The sequence below is a fragment of the Prosthecobacter sp. genome, from assembly GCF_044232965.1.
Taxonomy (GTDB): domain Bacteria; phylum Verrucomicrobiota; class Verrucomicrobiia; order Verrucomicrobiales; family Verrucomicrobiaceae; genus Prosthecobacter.
In genome coordinates this window covers 1-17361 of sequence record NZ_JBIIKX010000049.1, presented here as the reverse complement: position 1 = coordinate 17361, position 17361 = coordinate 1, and the positions used below count along the sequence as shown (strand labels likewise).

Below are 17361 nucleotides of genomic sequence, written 5' to 3'. Positions count from 1 at the left end.
CACTCATAACGCCACCCGTTATTATGAACTCACTTCAATGCATGATTCGTTCCTTTGCCTGCAAAGACACTGCCCGCCTGTTTCGACTGGAGAAAGTCCGCGCCTTCCCGCCGGACATCCATCGCACGGCCCTGCGGAAGCTCGCCCAACTCCATGCCGTCACAGAATTGCTCCAGCTTCGCGTTCCGCCCGGCAACCGGCTGGAAGCGCTCAAAGGGGACCGCAAAGGCCAGCACTCCATCCGCATCAACGACCAATGGCGCATCTGCTTTCGCTGGGAGTCAGACGGGCCGCATGAGGTCGAAATCGTCGATTACCATTAACCCTCTCACGCCATGAAAACACACGCCCCCATCCATCCCGGTGAAGTTCTCCGCGAGGATTTCTTGCTGCCGCTTGGCTTGTCCGAATACCGCCTCGCCAACGACATCGGCGTTCCACCGCGCCGCATCAATGAAATCGTGAAGGGCAAACGCTCCATCACGGCAGACACCGCCCTGCGTCTCGCTCGCTACTTCCAATGGCCTGCCGAAATCTGGCTCAACCTGCAAGCCCATTATGACCGCCAAGTGACAGAGGCCGAAATGCGCCCTGTGCTTGCACGCATTAAACCTTGCGCACTTGCAGCGTGAAATGATAGACTAGCGAGTCTCTGATGAAGAGTCGGCACGCGACGGATAGAAACTCGATGAGCAATGGACAGGCATCCAGCGACGGACGATTACTGAGGATTATGAAACTCATTTCTGCCGAAGAAGCCGCCCGAGTGCAGGCCATCTATGACAGCCCCACGAGGGCGGGCGACATCTTGCCGCCACCCAAGCCGGGCGGCACTCAAGGAGGGGCTGCGAAATGGCTCCTAACATTCCTTTGCGCCGTCCAAGCCGCCCTCGGTATTTATCTATTTTCGCAGTGGCAATGGACAGACAGAAATGAGGTTGAGACTATTGGCCTCATCATCATCGCTTTATCCGTCATCTTCACCCTCTCAACTTGGAGCCGTGGGGATTCCCTCCTGGCCCTGTGGGTTGAGCGCAAGAAGCTGGAGCAGAGAAGGAAGATCGAAGCACTTGAGGCTAGTCAAACGCATTCTTGAGCAGCTTCGCCAGATCAAGCCCGATGTGAGAAGCCGCCGCCAGCCCGGCGAGGTTGTCATTGAACAGGCCAGGAGTTTCGCTTCGAGCTTACCCCTCACTTGCAGAACGTGCTGCTGACTCCCAGCGTCCGCCATGCGCCCTCTCACTCTCTGCCGCGAACGTCTCGACCGCATCCAGCGCATTCTCAGTATGAAAGCCGGTTCTTTGCCCGTTCGCGAGTTCGCCCGTTCGTTTAGCGTCTGGGAATGGGAGATCGAAGAAGCCGCCGCGCTTGGTTTCATCAAAATCGAGATGTGCAAGCCACGCACAGGCCGCCCCTCGCGCATTGTATGGCAAGTTAGCAGCACCCCAGCCGCGAAACTCCCGCCTTACCGCTGCCAGATCGAGAAGCCCATCGGCCACAGCCACAGGATGTTTGCGCTTCTTTCTGTCGGCACTGCTACCAAAGGAGGCCGCAGCTCCCTGTTTTCGATGCCGCCTTACACCGATGCCTATTTGCGAGTGTTTCCAGACGCCAGGAAGCGCCGGGCCGCCACGGCAAGCATGAGCCGCCTTCTACGACACCCCCAAGTCAGAGCCGCCCGTGCTTGGATTTACGCCAAGATCAATCAAGAGATACCGCCAAGCGACCCCATGCCCGAGACCGAGAGCGGCATCTGGCAACGCCTCCGAGAGGCTGGAAGCTGGCGAGCGCAGCGCATTACGGTTATCAAGGAATGACCGGCTGAACTGCGCACTCTAGCCTGAACAGCGGCATTGGCTATTCTTCGAGGAGCCAGTCAGCATTAGCGATGCTAAATGCCTTTGCGTGGATGGCGTCTCTGATTTCCTCGCACTCGTCGTCAGTGAGCCCGCCTCGCTCAACCCTTGCTCGGAGTGCTTCAATGTCTGCTTTGAGTTTTTCTGTGGTGTCCATACGGCTTGGCACATAGCTGATTGAAGAGAGGGAACAACCTGTGAATCAGTTAACCAAGGGGGCGCGAACCATTACAAACCATTACACGGGGCAGAGCTTCAACACTATCCTCTTTTGGCACCCTGCGGGCAGCTATGCCCAGCATTTCTCTCACGTTTCCGTGCCCCAAGATGCCAACCGTCGCCAACCGCCCAAAATCTGTAATGGTTTTGTAATGGTTTTGTAATGGTTTTTGACCGCATTTCGGTGCATTTCCGCGCATTTACATGCTCATTTGAACAATTCAATGCGGAAAGCTGATTTAGCCATTAGCTCATTGATCCACAAGGATTTCAGCCATTTTCTGACTGGTGCGCCCGCCAGGAATCGAACCTGGATATGCGGCTTCGGAGACCACCATTCTATCCGTTGAACTACGGGCGCTTGATTCGGGCCGATGCTTCGCATGGGCACTGGAGGGCGGCAAGTCGTTTTCAGGGCGATGTCGATGCGTGGAGGTCAGTCTCCTCCACAGCCCCCGCACCCGCCACCGCCGCATCCTCCTCCGCAGCCGCCACCCCCGCTGCTGCTGCCACAGCCACCGGATCCACAACCGCCGCCTGAGCCGGGAGTCTGGTGATGAATGGCGCTGTGCAAGGGCTGAAAGCTGGGTGTGGCAAGCGCGGCAGAGCCGCCAAGGGCCACCGCCATCGCCGCGAGCGTCGGATCAAGAACGTGAGTGCCCTCCCGCTCGACCAGCGGGTTGATATGCTTGCGACGGCTGAGCCTGTTCCAAAGCGCCTGGCCTGCGGCAGTGCGTTTGCGCATCAAGGACATGCGCAGGCACAGCACGATCACACTAATGAAGAGGCAGACGATCAGCAGAATCACCGGCTTCTCACGGCTGATGCCGACCCAGACCTTGTAAGCGCCGACCAGGAGCATGAACAGCATCGGCAGCGCCGCAAACCAGCTCAGGCGCGTGAGCTTTGATGGATGGAAAACATAGCCACGCTCCGCCAGAGACTCCTGCATGGCCTGCGCCACCGGGATGAGCGCTTTCCGCACATGGCGCACCTCAGTCATTGAGCCCGTCGGCAGTGCCCGCCACACCTGATGCTCCACAGGATTCATCCCGGTGTCATCACCCAGATGCGAGGCACCCAGGGTGGCACGGCCGTTTTTCGGCGTGTCCAGTTTGAGCAATCCTCGGGTGAAAAGAGCCGCCAGCGCGGCATCGACCATGCGTCGTCCACCGCCGCCGAGAAAGGCGATCTCATACGGATCGCTCAGCGTCGCATCACTCAGGCGCTCCTGCCGGTCGGCACGCGCGTTGTGCATGAGCAGCAGCGAGGCAAGATAGGCGAGTCCGAAACCAGTGATGTAGAACTGCAAAAAATCCTCACCGCGATAGTCGAAGACGTTCAGCTCGCCACAGCCCGCCAGCGCAAAAGCAAGAACGGCAGCCGCGGCAACGGAAATGACATAGCGCGGTCGCAGATGTTTCAGCCATCCCGGCTTCGGCAGCGTCCAATGCCGCGAGACATCCACCCACCGGTTGAGCTTGGGCTTGAAGCACTCCTCGGCGGAAGGCCAGATGTCGGCGGATGGCTCTTCACCAAAGAAGCCGCGGTAGCTGGCGAGCGTGCGCTCGTATTGCAGATGAAACTTCGCGCTTTCATCAAGGCCGCCGGCGGTTGGCTCATGGTGCAGAGGGCGTCCAAGCACGTTGGCACAGATATCCTGCCAGTAAGAGCGCGTATAAACGAGATGCAGATGCCAGACCTGATCGACGGCCTCGGAGGGCGTCACCGGATGACCGGCCTGCATCGCCAGCAGGAGGAAGCGTTTGTATTCCTGGATCGCACGGGCGGTGAAGGCCCGGGTCCAGCCGTTTTCTTTGCTTAGCCGTGCCGAGAAATCGAACACCGCGTTGTTGTTTTCGAGCCGGAGACTTTCCAGCTTCGCCCACTGCGCCTGAACCTCAGACGTCCATTGTGTATGGCTCATAGTTTGTTTAACGCATGAACTGCTCGCTCATGCCCCAGGGGAGGCGCACGAAACCTATTGTGACGAATTCGTCACAATGACGCAAGATGCCAATGCGTCAGCCTCAAAGCAGCTCACGCTTCACCTCGCCGGCCTTCGCGGCGGCTTGGAATTTGTTCCAGCGGAAGGGCTCCACGATCTGGCCCCAGAAGGACTTCGGCATCGCGGCGTTGATGCCGATCTCAACAGGCGGGCGGCGGTTCACGTCGTCGTAGAAGGTGCCGAAGATCAAATCCCAGATCATGAGGTTCTCGCCGTAGTTTTTGTTTCCCTCGCGCAGGTCCATGGAGTGGTGCCAGCGATGCAGCGCGGGCGTGTTGAAGAGGTAATTCAGCCAGCCGAAGCGCATCTGGATGTTCGCGTGCGTCAGGAAGCCGATGTAGGCCGTGATGGCACCGAACCAGAGCACCACATCCTTTGGCGCGCCGGCCAGCGCCAGCAGCGGGGCGGAGAAGGCCGCGCTTTTGAGCGTGTCAATGATGTGGAAGCGCCCAGTGTTGAAGAACCACAGCTTCTTCGAGCTGTGATGCACCGCGTGGAACCACCACAGCGGCATCCACTCATGCGCGATGCGGTGCGCCCAGTAGAGGCCGAACTCGGCGATGACGAGGCCGAGCACGACCTGGAAGAACATCGGCCAGTGATTCGGCCAGAAGCCGGTGCCTTGATCACCACCGACCACGCTGGCCAGCCCGAGCCAGGTCATCGAGATGATGAGCAACTGCACGAACGATTTGGTGAAGGCCGTGTGCGCCAGATCGGGAATCTCCTGACCATCCGAATGCAGCCACTGCTTCTCATGCGGGTAAACCTTTTCCAGCACAAAGAGCAACGCCGCGAGGCTGAAGTAAGTGATGTTGAAGGCCAGTGGCCCCTGGCCGTTGGCGATGCCAATTCCGGTCGGAATCAATGCGGCCATGAGAATCAAGGGCCAGAGCAGGTAGTCGAGCAGAGTGCGGAGCATGGGCAGGCTTTTTCAAAGCAAGAAACGTGCGGGATTCCAGCGCAGATATGGCGAAACATATCTCATTGCTTGCACTCCCACAGCCCAAGTGTTCGATGCACCGCCCATGAAGTCTGTCATCGCCATCTCACCCGGAGAACTCGCCATCCTCGACACGCCGCAGCCTAAACCGGGGCCGTATCAGGCACTGGTGCGCACAGAATGCGCCTGCCTGTGCAACCGCACCGACTCCGAGCTGCTCGGCGGCAAGTTTCCCGGCATGGAGGACAAGTTTCCCTTCGCCCTCGGTCATGAAAGCGTCGGCATCGTGGTCGAGGTCGGTGAGAAGGTGAAGAACTTCGGTGTCGGGGATCGCGCCGTGGGCGGACTCGTGTTTGATCTGCAAAAAGAGGGCGTGGATTCCGGCTGGGGTGGCTTTGGCGAGTTCACGCTGGCGAATGACCACGAGGCGATGGTCGCCGACGGCGTAGCCGATGAAGCGCATGGCTGGGTCGAGGTGTTTGAGATTCAAACCCGCGTCGATGCCGACATTCCACCCGAGCAGGCCGTGCTGCTCTGCACCTGGCGCGAGGTCTTGGGAGCGTTTCGCGATTTCCATCTTCAACCCGGCGATGACGTGCTCATCTACGGTGCCGGGCCGGTCGGTTTGAGCTTCGTGAAGCTCGGCAGGCTGTTTGGACTCGGCTGGATCGGCATCGTGGACCGCCATGCCGACAAACAGGCCAAGGCGCTCGCTTTCGGAGCCGATGCGGCTTTCAAGCCCGGTGATCTGGAGATCGGAGAACTGGCGAAGATTCGCGGCAAGAAGCTCGATGCCGTCATCGACGCCGTTGGTCATCCCGACATCGTGCAGCAGGGCCTGCCGATGCTGCGTCGCGGCGGATCGCACTGCATCTACGGCGTGCTGACCCACGGCGTCCTGCACATCGACAAATCCAAAGCCGACTTCAACTTCAACCTCTTCGTCCACCAGTGGCCGACGCGCCGCTACGAGAAGGAATCCCAAACCGCGCTCTGCCAGTGGATTCGCGAGGGCAAACTCACCTCCGCCGAATTCATCACCCACCGTTTCCCGCTGGAACGCATCACCGACGCGTTCAAAGCCGTGAGCGAGCGGAAGGTGATCAAGGCATTGCTGGAGTATTCTTGAGCCTCACACGCTCACACCACCCCAAAGGCGCAGACTTCGTTTTTGTTCGCGCAGAGGCGGGTCAGATGGAATTCAGCGCAGAGCGGCGGGGCGGCGCGCTTGAGGCTTTCGAGCAGCGCGTACTCGTCGTGACCTTTGAATTTGAGGGTGACGACGAAGTTCCGCATGCGTTTGCCGCGCAGCCATTCGAGCAGGAGGTCGATGCTGCGCTGCGGGGCGGCAATGACATCACACACGAGCCAGTCCACGGTCTGCGGCGGCTGGTATTTGAAGGCGTCGGCGGCTTCAAAGCGCAGGCGCGGGCTAAGCATCAGATCCTCACGTAATTCGGAGCGATCCACGGCGATGACGTGCGCGCCACGTTGAATCGCTACGTAGCTCCAGCTTCCTGGCGACGCGCCGAGATCGACGCAGGTCTGGCCGCGCTCGATGCGACGGCCTAGGCGCTGCTCAGACTCGACCAGCTTCGTGAAGGCGCGTGAGGGGGCGCTTTTGTCATCTGCCAGCGGCACCTCGCCGCGTGGGAAGCTCGAAATCAGATGGCGGCGCGTGTGTGGCAAAGGCGCGAGGCTGGTGGAGAGCCAGCCTGTCTCAGGCGATGTGAGGATGCATTGAACGAGGGAGGTTTGCGTATCAAACACGGCATCGGAGTCGATCATGGACCGCAGCAGATGTCGGCGCTTTTTCTTCAGGCGCTCAATCACGCTCGCGCGGATTAGCTCACAGCGGTTCAGCCCTGCCCGGCCCTCGCCGTAGTGCGGCCAGAGATGGAGACGCCAGGGCTGGTCATCCGGGAAATGTCCGGCCACGGTGTCGATGATACGATCCGCCCAGGCATTGATCGACGCAGCGCTGACTTCGACCGCGTCTGGCAGCGTCTGCCGGGCAAAGGCGAGCCAGAGGCCGTCGAGTTTCACATCGGCGGCGATGCCGAGGCCCGAGATCTGCGTTTGAGCCGCTTCCGGGGCGCTGCGGCGCAATTCATCCGCGAGGAACGTGAGAGAATCGGAGTCGGCGAGGAAAAGAGACACGAGCAGGTCAGACGATCAAGGTTTCACCGGAGCGGGTGTGTTCTCCTTGAAGGGCGAGACGACGCCAATCGTGGACGGAATGAAATCATCCGTGCGGAAACAGGAAGCGGGCAAGCCCCCGGCATTCATGAGGTTCGCACCTTCCGGCCACGCGGCCCAGGCATAGCGCACGCCGGCGGGTTGCGGCACGGACTCGCTCCACACCACGACCTCACTGCCCTCGATCTTCGCCTTGGCCCACACCCACTTTTGGTCCGCGCCCGCGATCTGGAAATGCTTCGGCTCGCCACCATCCCGCGTTTTCAATCCGGTGCCCGTGTGCGTGAACTGGACGCGCACCTTGTCGCCTTGAATGACGGAGGAAAGATACAGCGGGCCGCAGTATTCGGCACCGTTCTTGCCGTAGTCCTTCGCCAGCGCCCAGAGCGCGAGGCGGCGGCCGACCTCCTGCTTGTTCTTGGGATGAATGTCGTTCTGCTCGCCGATGTCGTTGATGATGGCGATGCCGCATTTGTCGAGCGTCTGGGCGGTGAGCGTCTGCGCTTCCTGGAGCTCGGCCCAGGTGTCTGGCACGCCAGCGTCCTTCGCCACCGGCAGGCGGTTGCCGTAGTTCGCCAGTTGCACGATGTAGAAGGAAAAGGCGTCCACCCATTGCTTGCGCCAGTCATTGATCATGGTTGGCAGCAGTTCCTGATACTGGAAGGCCCGCTTCTGGTTCGACTCGCCCTGATACCAAATGGCCCCCTTGATGCCGTAAGGCACGAGCGGGGCGACCATGCCATTGAACAACACACTCGGACGATGAGGCGTTGTGTTCGGGTCATCAGGCGGGCGTGGGGCCTGCGGCTTGGTTTTCTTCTTGTCTGCAGGCAGCTTGGCGTTTTCTGCGTCGATCTGCTTCACCAGCGCCTGCCACTCCGCTTTGCGCTTCTCAAAGGCGGCCTGCTCCTTCGCGGCATCCCACTTGCTGGCAAGATCTTTCCAGTCGGCGAGCATCTCGCTGGCGCAGGGACGTTCTTCGAGAGCCTCGCGGCTCGTCCAGGCCTCGACACGTGTGCCGCCCCAGGAGGTGTTGATCAGGCCCACGGGCACTTTGAGCACCTGATGCAGGTGGCGGCCAAAGAAGTAACCGACGGCGGAAAAATCGCCCACATTCGCGCTCGTGGCCTCTTTCCACGCGCCCTTGCAGTCAGACTGCGGCGTCAGGCTCGGCACTCGCTCCACATTGAACATGCGAATCTGCGGATGCTTCGCGGCGGCGATCTCGGCCTCGGCGTTGCCGGCCTGCTTGACCGTCCACTGCATGTTCGTCTGGCCGGAGCAGATCCACACCTCGCCCACGAGCACGTTTTTGAGCGTGATCGTGTTCTTGCCAGCCACCACGAGATCAGCGGGCGTGGCGTTCGCGTTCATCGGGTTCAGTGTGATGGACCACTTGCCGGTCGGATCGGTCACGATGCTGTGCGTCTGGTCGCCGAAGGTCACCTTCACATCTTCACCGGCTTCGCCGGTGCCCCACACGCGCACGAGCTGCTGCTGTTGCAGCACCATGCCATCGGAGAAAATGGCGGGCAGTTTGACCTCGGCCTGCAGGCCGCAGGCGAGAAGCAGCAGGGTGGGAAAAAGAATCCGTCTCATGGAAAAATGTCGTGGGGGCCGCGGTCGGGGCAAGTAAGCCAAATGTCAGAGAAGTGTGCTGTCGTCCGCACGCTCCAGGCGGCCGATCTTCTTTTTGATCGTCTCCAGCAGCACGGTCATCTCATGCACGCAGCGGAAGCACTCCTTCTGCGTCTCCTCATCCGCCAGACCGGGCACGGCGGGATGAATCTTCATGAATTGAAGGGCGATGTTTTTGCAGGATTCGCGGATCTGGGCGATGGCGGCGGGTCGGTCCATGGACGCAGCCTAGAGCGTCCTGTTCATCGCGCAAGTTGCTCCGCCCACGCATGCCAGACGTAAACCTCCGCACATTCGTCATTCCGCATTCCGCATTCGTCATTTACTCTCCCGCATGAACCTCGTCTCCACCGCGATCCGCTACTCCACCTTCATCCTCGCCATCGCTGGAGTGCTGGCCATGGGTTCGGTGCTGCAACAGCTCCGCAGCCAGGAGTCCGCCATTCCGCCGCCGCCCGTGGCACCGCCGCAAAAAAACGCGCCCGATGACATCGCCGCCACCGGCATTCTGGAAGCGAAGGGAGAGAACGTCGCCATCGGCGTGCCGATGGCCGGACTGGTCCAGGAGGTCAAGGTTGAGGTCAATCAAGTCGTCAAAGCAGGCGACCCGCTGCTCATTCTCGACGACCGCGAGCTGCGCGCCTCCCAGCTCAGGCAGGAGGCCGCCATCGCCGTCGCACAGGCGAACTTGGAAGTCAGCCGCGCCGAACTCGCCAAGGTGCAGGACATGCTCGACCGCCTCAAATCCGTGACCGACCAGCGTGCCATCAGCCAGGACGATTTGCGCAACCGCAGCAACGACGTACTTGTCGCCAAAGCGCAGCAGCAGGCCGCCGAGGCCCAGCTTTCCGCCGCCAAGGCCGACGTGCAGCAGACCGCGCTGCTCATCGACCGCCTCACCGTCAAAGCTCCGCGCGACGGCACCATCCTCCAGGTGAACATCCGCGCCGGTGAATACGCCTCCCCGCAGAATCGCCTGCCCGCCCTCGTCCTCGGCGACATCTCCACACTCCACGTTCGTGCTGACGTCGATGAGCAAAATGCCATGGGCGTCGCCCCCGGCCGCCCCGCCACGATGTCGCTCAAAAGCGACTCCACGCGGAAGTTCACCGTGAAATTCGTCCGCATCGAACCCTACGTCATCCCCAAGGTCTCCCTCACCGGCGCCAGCACCGAGCGCGTGGACACCCGCGTACTCCAGATCATCTACGAACTCGAAAAACCCAAGGGCGAGAACCTCTACGTCGGCCAGCAGGTGGATGTGTTCATTGCGCGGAAGAAGTAAACGAACCGGGCACGCCATCACCTGAGGCAGCCACAAAAAGTGGTGGCACAATCGCAAGCACAGCCCGGCAGGCGGCAGGCGTATCGGTAGCTTTCGAGAGGTTCCATTCGAACCATCGTCCTGCCGCCGCTGACACCATGAAAAGCCACTATTGCTCCCAATGCGGTGCCGCACTCACGGCAAATGCGAAATTCTGCGAGCAATGCGGCGCCGCCGTGCCGCAATCCGCCACTGACGTGCCAGGCCAGTTGTCAGACGCTGTGGCGATGCCCTCTGCGGCTGATGCCTCGCCGCAGCCTGCGGATGAGCTCGAATGGCAGTCGGAGATGAAACTCATCAACAACCGCTTCTTCCTCGGTGACCTGGTGAAGTGGACCCTCGTGACCACGCTGGTCTGCGCGGCCATCTTCATCCCCTTGTTGGGCATTTCCGGCGGCAAGGACGGGCTGTTTGCGGCGCTCCTGTTTTTGGCCTTGCCGGTGGTCTTGATCTTCCTTAGCACCTTCATCTTTGTCATCATCATGGGCAACCGGCTGCCCCTGGCCTTCAGGGTCGATGCACTCGGCGTCAACATGCAATCCGCCTCCAAACGGGTGACCAACATCAACCGGACCGCCATGGTCCTCGGCGTCCTGGCAGGCAAACCGGGGATGGTCGGAGCCGGGGCCATCGGCGCCTCGCAGGAGAACACCACGATTGCCTGGCAGGACCTGCGCAAGGTCTGCTTCCATCCTGTTCAGCAGGTCATCTTCCTCAAGGGCGGCATTTTCTCCCGCATCCGTGTCTATTGCACCCCTCAGAACTATCCGAGCGTGGAGCGTCTGATACGCAGCCGCATGCCAGCCACCGTGAATGCCACGGTGAGGTAAAAGACCTGCCAGCGAAGGCAAAAGCAGCCTCCGAAACCACAAAATCGGCCTCACGGATCCAGTGGCTTTGAGAGCCCCGAAGGCTCATGCTTGCCTCATGAAACACACCACTCACGCCCTGATCGCGGTTTGGACAGCCGTCACCTTCATCGCCGCCTGCAACAAAGAAGCGGCCCGGCCCGCCGTCGCCACCACCCCGATCGACCAGCTTATCCAGGCTGGCAAGCCACCCGTCGAAACAGCCCCCCTGACACGCGGCATCAGCCCTGTCATGCCCACGTTCACCATGTCAGTGGCGAATGTGTCCGACATGCCGGTCTCACTCATCAACGGCACGGTCATTTTCTTCGACGAACAGGGCAAGGCGCTGGCCGACACCATCCAGGATGCCGGTTACACCGACCTCTCCCCCATCGCCCCTGGAGCCAAAATCGAACTCCAGATCATGAGTTCCAATGAAAAGGCCGTCTCGGGCAAATACCTGCTCAAGGACATCATTTATGAAAAGACGAACCCTCAATTCAAAGAATACGGCGCCCTGCCGATGAAGTGGAAGAACCCAGGTTACGAGGCAGCGCTCAAAGCAGAGAAAGCCAGGTGAAGCCTTGTTCAAGCTGTTCGTCGCTCAGACGGAAAGAGAACCATTGAGTCGTAAGCGTCACGCAGACCTACCTGCGCGACGTGCTCACCCGCCTGCCCACGCTGACCAACCGACAGATCAAGGACGTGACGCCGGCCGCCTGGGCCAAGGCTCAGCAGTCAATAGATCAACGCCAAGCCGCGTAACGGTCCCAATCAAAACGCAACCTCAGACCAGAGGTGCTCGACGTGACGCTTACGCTCAAGCTGCTGGAAGCGCCACCTCGAACATCTGTACCGCGACGGCTGGCACGTGTCGCGCCTGCAATGGGAGACGGCCCAAAGCAGGCTCCACAGCGGCGCGGCCACCATTCCCGTCTGGAGCACCCTGCCTGCCATGCGGCACAAGGAGGACGGCATGACGTTCACCGCTCCCGCCCACGAGCTGCGCGTCAAGTATGACCGCGAGCACTTCCAGCAAATCATGACCGCCCACCCGCTGCCGCGCCGCTGGCGGCTCCGCCACAATGACCGCCTCCGCCTGCTCTGCGACGCCTCCAAGTTCATCGCCGCCCTCGCTCGCCTGCACCAACCGGAGGGGAGTTTTCTGACGTTCTCACGCTCACAAGCTGCGTGAGCATTTTGTCAATTTTTGCCTGACCCCGGCTCCCGTGGGTTCATTTGTTCATTCACATTTGGAGTACAAGTTCGCATGTGCGCGACTCATGATGGACAATCACACGAACATCCTGTGGATCGACAACCAAGTTGGGATCTAGTGCCTCTGGAATTAGAAACCTCACTTCAGAGAGGGAGGAGGAAATATTTGTCACGTCACCATCAGGTACAAAATCAATGCGCCTTGAGATCAAATACTGCGCAGCAATCTGCTTCGTTTCTTTGTTATTCATTTCACAAAAGTGGTTGGATATTGAGTTGACCAAGCCTTTTCAGTTGCGTTGAGATTTCCCCAAACGCGGTTGCCTTGAAGTCTCTGTAGCACGGATGCCTCACGACCTGCCTCACCCATTGCCCTATAGGCGTCAAAACCCTTTGCCTTAAAGTCCAGGAAATGGCTTAGCTCATGCTTTACTTGCATAGCTGTTGGATTCGCTGGGAGGTACATCGTACCTGACCCGTCCGCCCTCGCAGGGAAAACGGGGTCAGGGTGCAACTGCTTGACAAAATGATCGTATTCATGAATTCGCGGCATCGGCCTCCTCCAGAAAGTGTTTCAATTCCTCGGGAGCTTCCCTCATCGCCAGCTTGCGGTCAAGACGCCTGAGCTGCTGGCTCACATTCGCGGCCGATTTCATCGCCAGCTTCTCGGCCAGCCATTCCTGTGACACCACCGTCCGCCGCCACAGCAGATCCGCCAGCAGCACTTTCCGCAGGTCCGATCCTTTCACTTTGGCAAGCCCGGCCGTCGTCAGACCTCCCGCCTTCAGCCCCCGCGCCAGCCACGCCTCCGCCTGCCGCTCGCCGTGCTCCCGCACCAGTTCATGCCTCTGATAGGCTCGCGATACCGGCGCGGCCTTCTTCAAGAGCTTCTGCCCCAGCTTGCGCAGCGCCTCGCCAAATGCCTGCGTGCCCCAGTACCATCCGCGCCTCAGGTGACTCGCCCGTGCATCCAACCCCTCCGTCTGTGGCGGCACTCCGCAGCTCTTGATCTCCTCGCTCACCGCCCGCTTGTCCAGCCGCTCCACCATTTCACGCCGACCTGCCGCCGTGTCTGCCAGGTTGAAGGCTTTCAGGCCCGCCGCCGCGTCCAGCCACTTCGCACGCTTCTTGGGTGGCAGCGCGTAACCGCCCGCGACACTGCTCCAGGGGTAGTCCATCACGCTCCGGCCAGCCTTGGGCCGGATGATCCGCGCCCTCACCGGGTTGAGGTGGATGTAGTCCATCAGCGTCTGGTAGTGGTAACGATCCTCGCCCTCCACGACCACCGCCTTGTAACGGTCGCCAAACAGCCGCCCCCACTTGCGGTGCCGCACGTTGTAACGACGCGTCAGCGTGTTTTGCAGCCATGACATCCCTGCCACGAGATTTGGCTCCGGCGTCTGGATGAAGAGATGGTAATGATTGCTCATCAGCACCCAGGCATGCACGCGCCAACCCGTCATCTCACATGCCTGGCTCAGCGTGTGTAGAAAGAAGCGCCGGTCATCGTCATCATGGAAAATGTCTTCGCGACGGTTGCCACGGGCCATGACGTGATAATACGCCCCGGCGGACTGGATGCGGATGCTGCGTGCCATGCGCCGATTTCAACGCACGAAGCCGTTCTGTCAAGGTTTTGCACACTGACCCCATTTCCCCCGGGTTCAGTACCGGCTCGCTGGGCGGCCTGATCAAGCAGATGATTCATCAGGCACATCCCCGCCGCGCGGGCGGCTGCCATCTCCTGCGTCATGCCTGTGCCACCCACATGTTGGAGCATGGGGCCGATGTGCGGGTCATTCAGAAACTGCTCGGCCACGCCAAACTGGAGACAACCCAGATTTACACCGAGGTCTCCATCAAGCTGCTGCAGCAGGTGCATCGGCGCACGCATCCGTCCTGCCGTGAAAAATCCTTCCCTGACGGACCGGCAACGGGTAAGAGACAGGTGTCCCATGCGCCTGATCCTCCAGCTTTGCCTCTGCATCCTTGTGCTCCTGGGTGCGCGGACCAGTTGTTGGGGCAGGATGGTCTGCCATGAGCCTGCCACGACGAGCCAGGCTTTCATTCGGGTGAGTGAGACAGACCCGGACGCATCCCCCATGGGGGTCAGCTCAGGCGAGTGGCTCGGCCATGTCTCGGAAGGCATTGAGGATGGCCCAAATGTCTATGCCTATGTGAAGCAGAACCCTTGGACGAGCTTCGATGCACACGGGCTGTGGGCAGAAGATCTCGTCTTGGGTGTGCCTTCCATTGGTGTTGGAGCAGCCAGCCTTTGGAGCAATGTCAAAAAGGGGCATGTGGGTTCCGCGATTTGGGATGGAGTTGGCATTGTGTTGGATGCAGCGGCCATTGCTACTCCTGGCGTTCCGGGCGGTGTCGGACTCGCAACGAAAGCAGCCCGCTTGGCTGCGGCTAAAGGCAAAGTCGAGAAGGCCATTGATACTGCTGAGACGGTTGTCGATGTTGGAACCGCAGTTGCCACGGGCGATCCAACTGTACTGCTGGACATTGTTGCCGATAAGGCACTGGACAAGGCAATGGGTGGAAAGAAGAAGGGCAGCAACAACCCAACAACTGCCTCTGCCTCGAAGACAGGCCAAGAGGCGCACCGCCAAGTTCAAAAAGAACTACAAGCCAAAGGTTATCAAACAGAAGTCCCAATGACGCTAAACAATGGTCAAAATGTTCGGAAAGATGCCGTTAAAGATAATGAAGCTGTCATCATCAAGCCTGACACTGAGAGTGGAAGAGCATCGGCCGATAAACGGGAAAAATTAATGAAGGAGCAGAGTAATTTAGAGCCAAGGACCATTCTCTACGACCCCAAAGATCCCAAGTTTCAGCCAGGTTCGTCGACCTTTATCGGCCCCAAACCGAAGGAGAAAACGAAATAGGCTTTTAAGCAGGCAATACGCCGCGCTGAGATCTCACAATTGGCTGACCGAATCCTTCTACAATGACCAAGAAAAAACTGTCTGATTTATTGGAAGTTGGTGCCGACAAACAGGGATACCGGCCTGTTGCAGGCAAAACTTATGGAGCCTTTCTTCATCTGTACAAGCGCACGACGAGTGGGCTGGTTTTGAATCTTGGAATACAATCATCAAAATATTTTGATCAGTCTTTCACAGGTGCCTTTTATCTGTCTCCAACGTTCACCTGGGGTTACATGCCTCCTGGCTTCCCACATGTTGCATATGCACGTATTGGCAGCTTCCTTGATTCGGGAGAAAGATGCCAATGGCTGCCCCCCGAATTTGCCAAGCCTGACATTGTAGATGCTTGGTGGACCCCATACTCGGAAGACAATGCGCTTCGATTCTGCCAGGCATTGGCTGTAGCAGAGGACAGATTCCTTCAGCAACCAGGATTAGCCGAGGCAGTTCTGAATGCGGCAGCGATCAAAAATCATATGGCACTCCTCCGAGAAACTGTTGAATTTGCACGAACGCAATTGCGCGTCGAGTCTGCAAAAGACATCCCTCTTTCGACCCTTGAAGAGTCGGCAATATTGGCGCTGCAGAAGTTAGATCCACAACGAGCGAATAAAAATGTTTCTTCTTTCTTGGCGCTTGATGCGTTTCGTAGTTTGCAGCACGGCGAATGGCTGTGAATACGCTTCCCGAGTGGCCCGCGCAGCGGGCCAGCTCCGCACCGTTGCCAGCCGTGAAGAAGCTCCGCCCGCTCCCGCCCCTGCCGCAAAGGAGTGTGCTCCTGATCGTCTCCGGTTGACTCGTTCGCTGCGCTCATCTCGCCCTTCGGGCAACTCGTGCCTCGTTGTCTATCTCGGCTCGTGCCTCGCCTCCGATTCGCACCCGCCGATGAACAGCCCTTCCAGTGTGGTTCGCAAAGCTCACCAGCTCCGCACCAACCATGCGGTAACCACGACACAATGCGGTGTATAGTGCAGCAGGTGGATGTGTTTATCGCGCGGATAGGAAAGTAGTCCTGTTCCGCCGCAGCAGGAGGAGCCCCATCGTGAGCGATACTCATACGGCAAGCTCACAACTGCCCCGGAGGCGGGTGCCGTCCCAATCTCTTTTCGAAAACACGGATAATCAGATGCTCGGCGCTATTCAGGTTCAACGCTCCGATCGTGGACCTTTGGGACGGCCATTCGATCAGGGTTTCAACATTTTGACCTGGGTACCCAGCTTCAGGATCGACAAAGTGGCGGCCATCTGGACCAGCCCCTCGGCCTCTTTCTTCTCCTCGGCGGAGAGTTTGCCCCTGCGGCCTTGTTCATCGAGCAAAAACTGCAAACGGGCGTCCAGCGCCTTGGGAAAACGCAAGCGGGCCAGCCCGGCGGGCATAGGCACTGTGAGTTGAACGGTCCGGCTCATGTTGAGTTGAAACTAACGCATGCCTGGCATGCTGCAACAGGGCGTTCCAGGCCACAATCCAGTTGCGGCGCAACTGGACTACTTGAGCAATGCCAAATCCCACGCATGAGTGGGCCCTGACTGATTCGATCATGCATTACCTCTCCACCCGCGGACAAACGAAGCCGCACACGTTTTCTGAAGCCGTTGAAGCCGGGCTGGCACCGGATGGCGGCCTGTTTTTGCCGGAAACGCTGCCGAGCATCGCCGACAAGCTGCCTGCCTGGTCGAAGTTGACGTATCCGCAGTTGGCGGCGGAGTTTTTCACGCTGTTTGCGCCGGAGATCAGCCACGCGGAGTGGCATCAGCTCACGGCGGAGGCGTATCGCCGCTTTGATTCGCCGGACGTGGCCCCGCTGCGCAAGATCACGGAGAAAACCTATGTGCTGGAGCTGTTTCACGGCCCGACGCTGGCCTTCAAGGACTTCGCGCTGCAACTTCTGGGCCTGCTTTACAAACGTCAGGTCGAAAAGTCCGGCAAACGCCTTGCCGTGCTCGGCGCGACCTCGGGCGACACCGGTTCGGCGGCGATTCACGGCTGCCTGGGACGCGATGGCATCACGATTTTCATTCTCTACCCAAACGGCCGCGTGGCACCGCTGCAAGAGCGCCAGATGGCCTGCACCGGTGCGGACAACGTCTTCGCCATTCCCGTTCCCGGCACCTTTGACGACGCGCAGCGCGTGGTGAAGGACACGTTTGGTGACACCGCCTTCGCCA

Annotated in this window: 21 protein-coding genes and 1 tRNA gene; 13 read left to right on the top strand and 9 right to left on the bottom strand. The window is 59.5% G+C overall.

Annotated elements, in window-relative coordinates; genetic code table 11:
* The first annotated feature begins 41 nt into the window (after positions 1-41).
* From ACILSI_RS18280 to ACILSI_RS18265, 4 genes are all read left to right on the top strand, one after another.
* The gene (locus tag ACILSI_RS18280) at positions 42-323 is read left to right on the top strand and encodes a type II toxin-antitoxin system RelE/ParE family toxin (RefSeq protein ID WP_395723346.1); all 282 of its coding nucleotides are present in this window, start codon (positions 42-44) and stop codon (positions 321-323) included.
* A 12-nt stretch (positions 324-335) separates the two neighbouring features.
* On the top strand, positions 336-632 hold the full coding sequence (locus ACILSI_RS18275) for a HigA family addiction module antitoxin (protein ID WP_395723345.1): 297 nt from the start codon (positions 336-338) through the stop codon (positions 630-632).
* Positions 633-733: 101 nt separating this feature from the next.
* On the top strand, positions 734-1096 hold the full coding sequence (locus tag ACILSI_RS18270) for a hypothetical protein (RefSeq protein ID WP_395723344.1): 363 nt from the start codon (positions 734-736) through the stop codon (positions 1094-1096).
* A 133-nt stretch (positions 1097-1229) separates the two neighbouring features.
* Positions 1230-1817 (top strand): hypothetical protein, encoded by a 588-nt coding sequence (locus ACILSI_RS18265; RefSeq protein ID WP_395723343.1) that lies wholly within the window; start codon positions 1230-1232, stop codon positions 1815-1817.
* A 544-nt stretch (positions 1818-2361) separates the two neighbouring features.
* Here the strand turns inward: ACILSI_RS18265 and ACILSI_RS18260 are convergent.
* From ACILSI_RS18260 to ACILSI_RS18250, 3 genes are all read right to left on the bottom strand, one after another.
* Positions 2362-2436 (bottom strand) — tRNA-Arg (locus ACILSI_RS18260).
* Positions 2437-2511: 75 nt separating this feature from the next.
* Complete coding sequence (locus tag ACILSI_RS18255) at positions 2512-4002, bottom strand: TIGR04222 domain-containing membrane protein (protein ID WP_395723342.1); 1491 nt, start codon at positions 4000-4002, stop codon at positions 2512-2514.
* Positions 4003-4105: 103 nt separating this feature from the next.
* A complete protein-coding gene (locus ACILSI_RS18250; RefSeq protein WP_395723341.1) occupies positions 4106-5005 on the bottom strand; it encodes a sterol desaturase family protein in 900 nt (299 codons plus the stop codon).
* 106 nt (positions 5006-5111) lie between these two features.
* Between ACILSI_RS18250 and ACILSI_RS18245 the strand changes: the two genes are divergently transcribed.
* Complete coding sequence (locus tag ACILSI_RS18245) at positions 5112-6155, top strand: zinc-binding dehydrogenase (RefSeq protein WP_395723340.1); 1044 nt, start codon at positions 5112-5114, stop codon at positions 6153-6155.
* 11 nt (positions 6156-6166) lie between these two features.
* On the opposite strand, the gene ACILSI_RS18240 is transcribed toward ACILSI_RS18245, so the two are convergent.
* From ACILSI_RS18240 to ACILSI_RS18230, 3 genes are read right to left on the bottom strand one after another with little or no spacing between them, the layout of a single operon-like run.
* Entirely contained in the window at positions 6167-7186 is a 1020-nt protein-coding gene (locus ACILSI_RS18240) for an SAM-dependent methyltransferase (RefSeq protein ID WP_395723339.1), read from the bottom strand.
* A gap of 15 nt (positions 7187-7201) precedes the next feature.
* Positions 7202-8824, bottom strand: coding sequence for a sialate O-acetylesterase (locus tag ACILSI_RS18235; RefSeq protein WP_395723338.1), 1623 nt, complete (start codon positions 8822-8824; stop codon positions 7202-7204).
* 45 nt (positions 8825-8869) lie between these two features.
* Positions 8870-9082 (bottom strand): hypothetical protein, encoded by a 213-nt coding sequence (locus ACILSI_RS18230; RefSeq protein ID WP_395723337.1) that lies wholly within the window; start codon positions 9080-9082, stop codon positions 8870-8872.
* A gap of 115 nt (positions 9083-9197) precedes the next feature.
* Between ACILSI_RS18230 and ACILSI_RS18225 the strand changes: the two genes are divergently transcribed.
* The 4 genes from ACILSI_RS18225 (at position 9198) to ACILSI_RS18210 (ending at position 12233) form a co-directional block, all read left to right on the top strand.
* Positions 9198-10148, top strand: coding sequence for an efflux RND transporter periplasmic adaptor subunit (locus ACILSI_RS18225; protein ID WP_395723336.1), 951 nt, complete (start codon positions 9198-9200; stop codon positions 10146-10148).
* A gap of 137 nt (positions 10149-10285) precedes the next feature.
* Positions 10286-11017, top strand: coding sequence for a zinc-ribbon domain-containing protein (locus ACILSI_RS18220; RefSeq protein ID WP_395723335.1), 732 nt, complete (start codon positions 10286-10288; stop codon positions 11015-11017).
* Positions 11018-11114: 97 nt separating this feature from the next.
* Entirely contained in the window at positions 11115-11618 is a 504-nt protein-coding gene (locus tag ACILSI_RS18215) for a hypothetical protein (protein WP_395723334.1), read from the top strand.
* A gap of 291 nt (positions 11619-11909) precedes the next feature.
* Positions 11910-12233 (top strand): hypothetical protein, encoded by a 324-nt coding sequence (locus tag ACILSI_RS18210; RefSeq protein ID WP_395723333.1) that lies wholly within the window; start codon positions 11910-11912, stop codon positions 12231-12233.
* Between the two features lie 52 nt (positions 12234-12285).
* Here the strand turns inward: ACILSI_RS18210 and ACILSI_RS18205 are convergent, their stop codons facing one another.
* Positions 12286-12507 (bottom strand): hypothetical protein, encoded by a 222-nt coding sequence (locus ACILSI_RS18205; RefSeq protein WP_395723332.1) that lies wholly within the window; start codon positions 12505-12507, stop codon positions 12286-12288.
* Between the two features lie 285 nt (positions 12508-12792).
* Positions 12793-13854 (bottom strand): transposase, encoded by a 1062-nt coding sequence (locus ACILSI_RS18200; protein ID WP_395723331.1) that lies wholly within the window; start codon positions 13852-13854, stop codon positions 12793-12795.
* 101 nt (positions 13855-13955) lie between these two features.
* Between ACILSI_RS18200 and ACILSI_RS18195 the strand changes: the two genes are divergently transcribed.
* From ACILSI_RS18195 to ACILSI_RS18185, 3 genes are all read left to right on the top strand, one after another.
* Positions 13956-14297 carry a tyrosine-type recombinase/integrase gene (locus tag ACILSI_RS18195; RefSeq protein WP_395723330.1) on the top strand — a complete coding sequence of 114 codons (342 nt, stop codon included), beginning with the start codon at positions 13956-13958 and terminating at the stop codon, positions 14295-14297.
* Positions 14212-15153 (top strand): hypothetical protein, encoded by a 942-nt coding sequence (locus ACILSI_RS18190; protein ID WP_395723382.1) that lies wholly within the window; start codon positions 14212-14214, stop codon positions 15151-15153. Before ACILSI_RS18195 ends, ACILSI_RS18190 begins: the two co-directional genes overlap by 86 nt.
* 62 nt (positions 15154-15215) lie before the next feature.
* The gene (locus ACILSI_RS18185) at positions 15216-15872 is read left to right on the top strand and encodes a hypothetical protein (protein ID WP_395723329.1); all 657 of its coding nucleotides are present in this window, start codon (positions 15216-15218) and stop codon (positions 15870-15872) included.
* Between the two features lie 508 nt (positions 15873-16380).
* Here the strand turns inward: ACILSI_RS18185 and ACILSI_RS18180 are convergent.
* A complete protein-coding gene (locus tag ACILSI_RS18180; protein WP_395723328.1) occupies positions 16381-16572 on the bottom strand; it encodes a hypothetical protein in 192 nt (63 codons plus the stop codon).
* A 161-nt stretch (positions 16573-16733) separates the two neighbouring features.
* Here ACILSI_RS18180 and ACILSI_RS18175 point away from each other — a divergent pair.
* Positions 16734-17361 (top strand): pyridoxal-phosphate dependent enzyme (locus tag ACILSI_RS18175; RefSeq protein WP_395723327.1); only part of this gene is annotated, 628 nt, incomplete at its 3' end.

Bases quoted from the DNA above. Each gene is read 5' to 3' on its own strand.
- ACILSI_RS18280 (WP_395723346.1), top strand. From the start codon at position 42: ATGATTCGTTCCTTTGCCTGCAAAGACACTGCCCGCCTGTTTCGACTG.
- ACILSI_RS18275 (WP_395723345.1), top strand. From the start codon at position 336: ATGAAAACACACGCCCCCATCCATCCCGGTGAAGTTCTCCGCGAGGAT.
- ACILSI_RS18270 (WP_395723344.1), top strand. From the start codon at position 734: ATGAAACTCATTTCTGCCGAAGAAGCCGCCCGAGTGCAGGCCATCTAT.
- ACILSI_RS18265 (WP_395723343.1), top strand. From the start codon at position 1,230: ATGCGCCCTCTCACTCTCTGCCGCGAACGTCTCGACCGCATCCAGCGC.
- ACILSI_RS18255 (WP_395723342.1), bottom strand. From the start codon at position 4,002: ATGAGCCATACACAATGGACGTCTGAGGTTCAGGCGCAGTGGGCGAAG.
- ACILSI_RS18250 (WP_395723341.1), bottom strand. From the start codon at position 5,005: ATGCTCCGCACTCTGCTCGACTACCTGCTCTGGCCCTTGATTCTCATG.
- ACILSI_RS18245 (WP_395723340.1), top strand. From the start codon at position 5,112: ATGAAGTCTGTCATCGCCATCTCACCCGGAGAACTCGCCATCCTCGAC.
- ACILSI_RS18235 (WP_395723338.1), bottom strand. From the start codon at position 8,824: ATGAGACGGATTCTTTTTCCCACCCTGCTGCTTCTCGCCTGCGGCCTG.
- ACILSI_RS18230 (WP_395723337.1), bottom strand. From the start codon at position 9,082: ATGGACCGACCCGCCGCCATCGCCCAGATCCGCGAATCCTGCAAAAAC.
- ACILSI_RS18225 (WP_395723336.1), top strand. From the start codon at position 9,198: ATGAACCTCGTCTCCACCGCGATCCGCTACTCCACCTTCATCCTCGCC.
- ACILSI_RS18220 (WP_395723335.1), top strand. From the start codon at position 10,286: ATGAAAAGCCACTATTGCTCCCAATGCGGTGCCGCACTCACGGCAAAT.
- ACILSI_RS18215 (WP_395723334.1), top strand. From the start codon at position 11,115: ATGAAACACACCACTCACGCCCTGATCGCGGTTTGGACAGCCGTCACC.
- ACILSI_RS18205 (WP_395723332.1), bottom strand. From the start codon at position 12,507: ATGAATAACAAAGAAACGAAGCAGATTGCTGCGCAGTATTTGATCTCA.
- ACILSI_RS18200 (WP_395723331.1), bottom strand. From the start codon at position 13,854: ATGGCACGCAGCATCCGCATCCAGTCCGCCGGGGCGTATTATCACGTC.
- ACILSI_RS18195 (WP_395723330.1), top strand. From the start codon at position 13,956: ATGATTCATCAGGCACATCCCCGCCGCGCGGGCGGCTGCCATCTCCTG.
- ACILSI_RS18190 (WP_395723382.1), top strand. From the start codon at position 14,212: ATGCGCCTGATCCTCCAGCTTTGCCTCTGCATCCTTGTGCTCCTGGGT.
- ACILSI_RS18185 (WP_395723329.1), top strand. From the start codon at position 15,216: ATGACCAAGAAAAAACTGTCTGATTTATTGGAAGTTGGTGCCGACAAA.
- ACILSI_RS18180 (WP_395723328.1), bottom strand. From the start codon at position 16,572: ATGCCCGCCGGGCTGGCCCGCTTGCGTTTTCCCAAGGCGCTGGACGCC.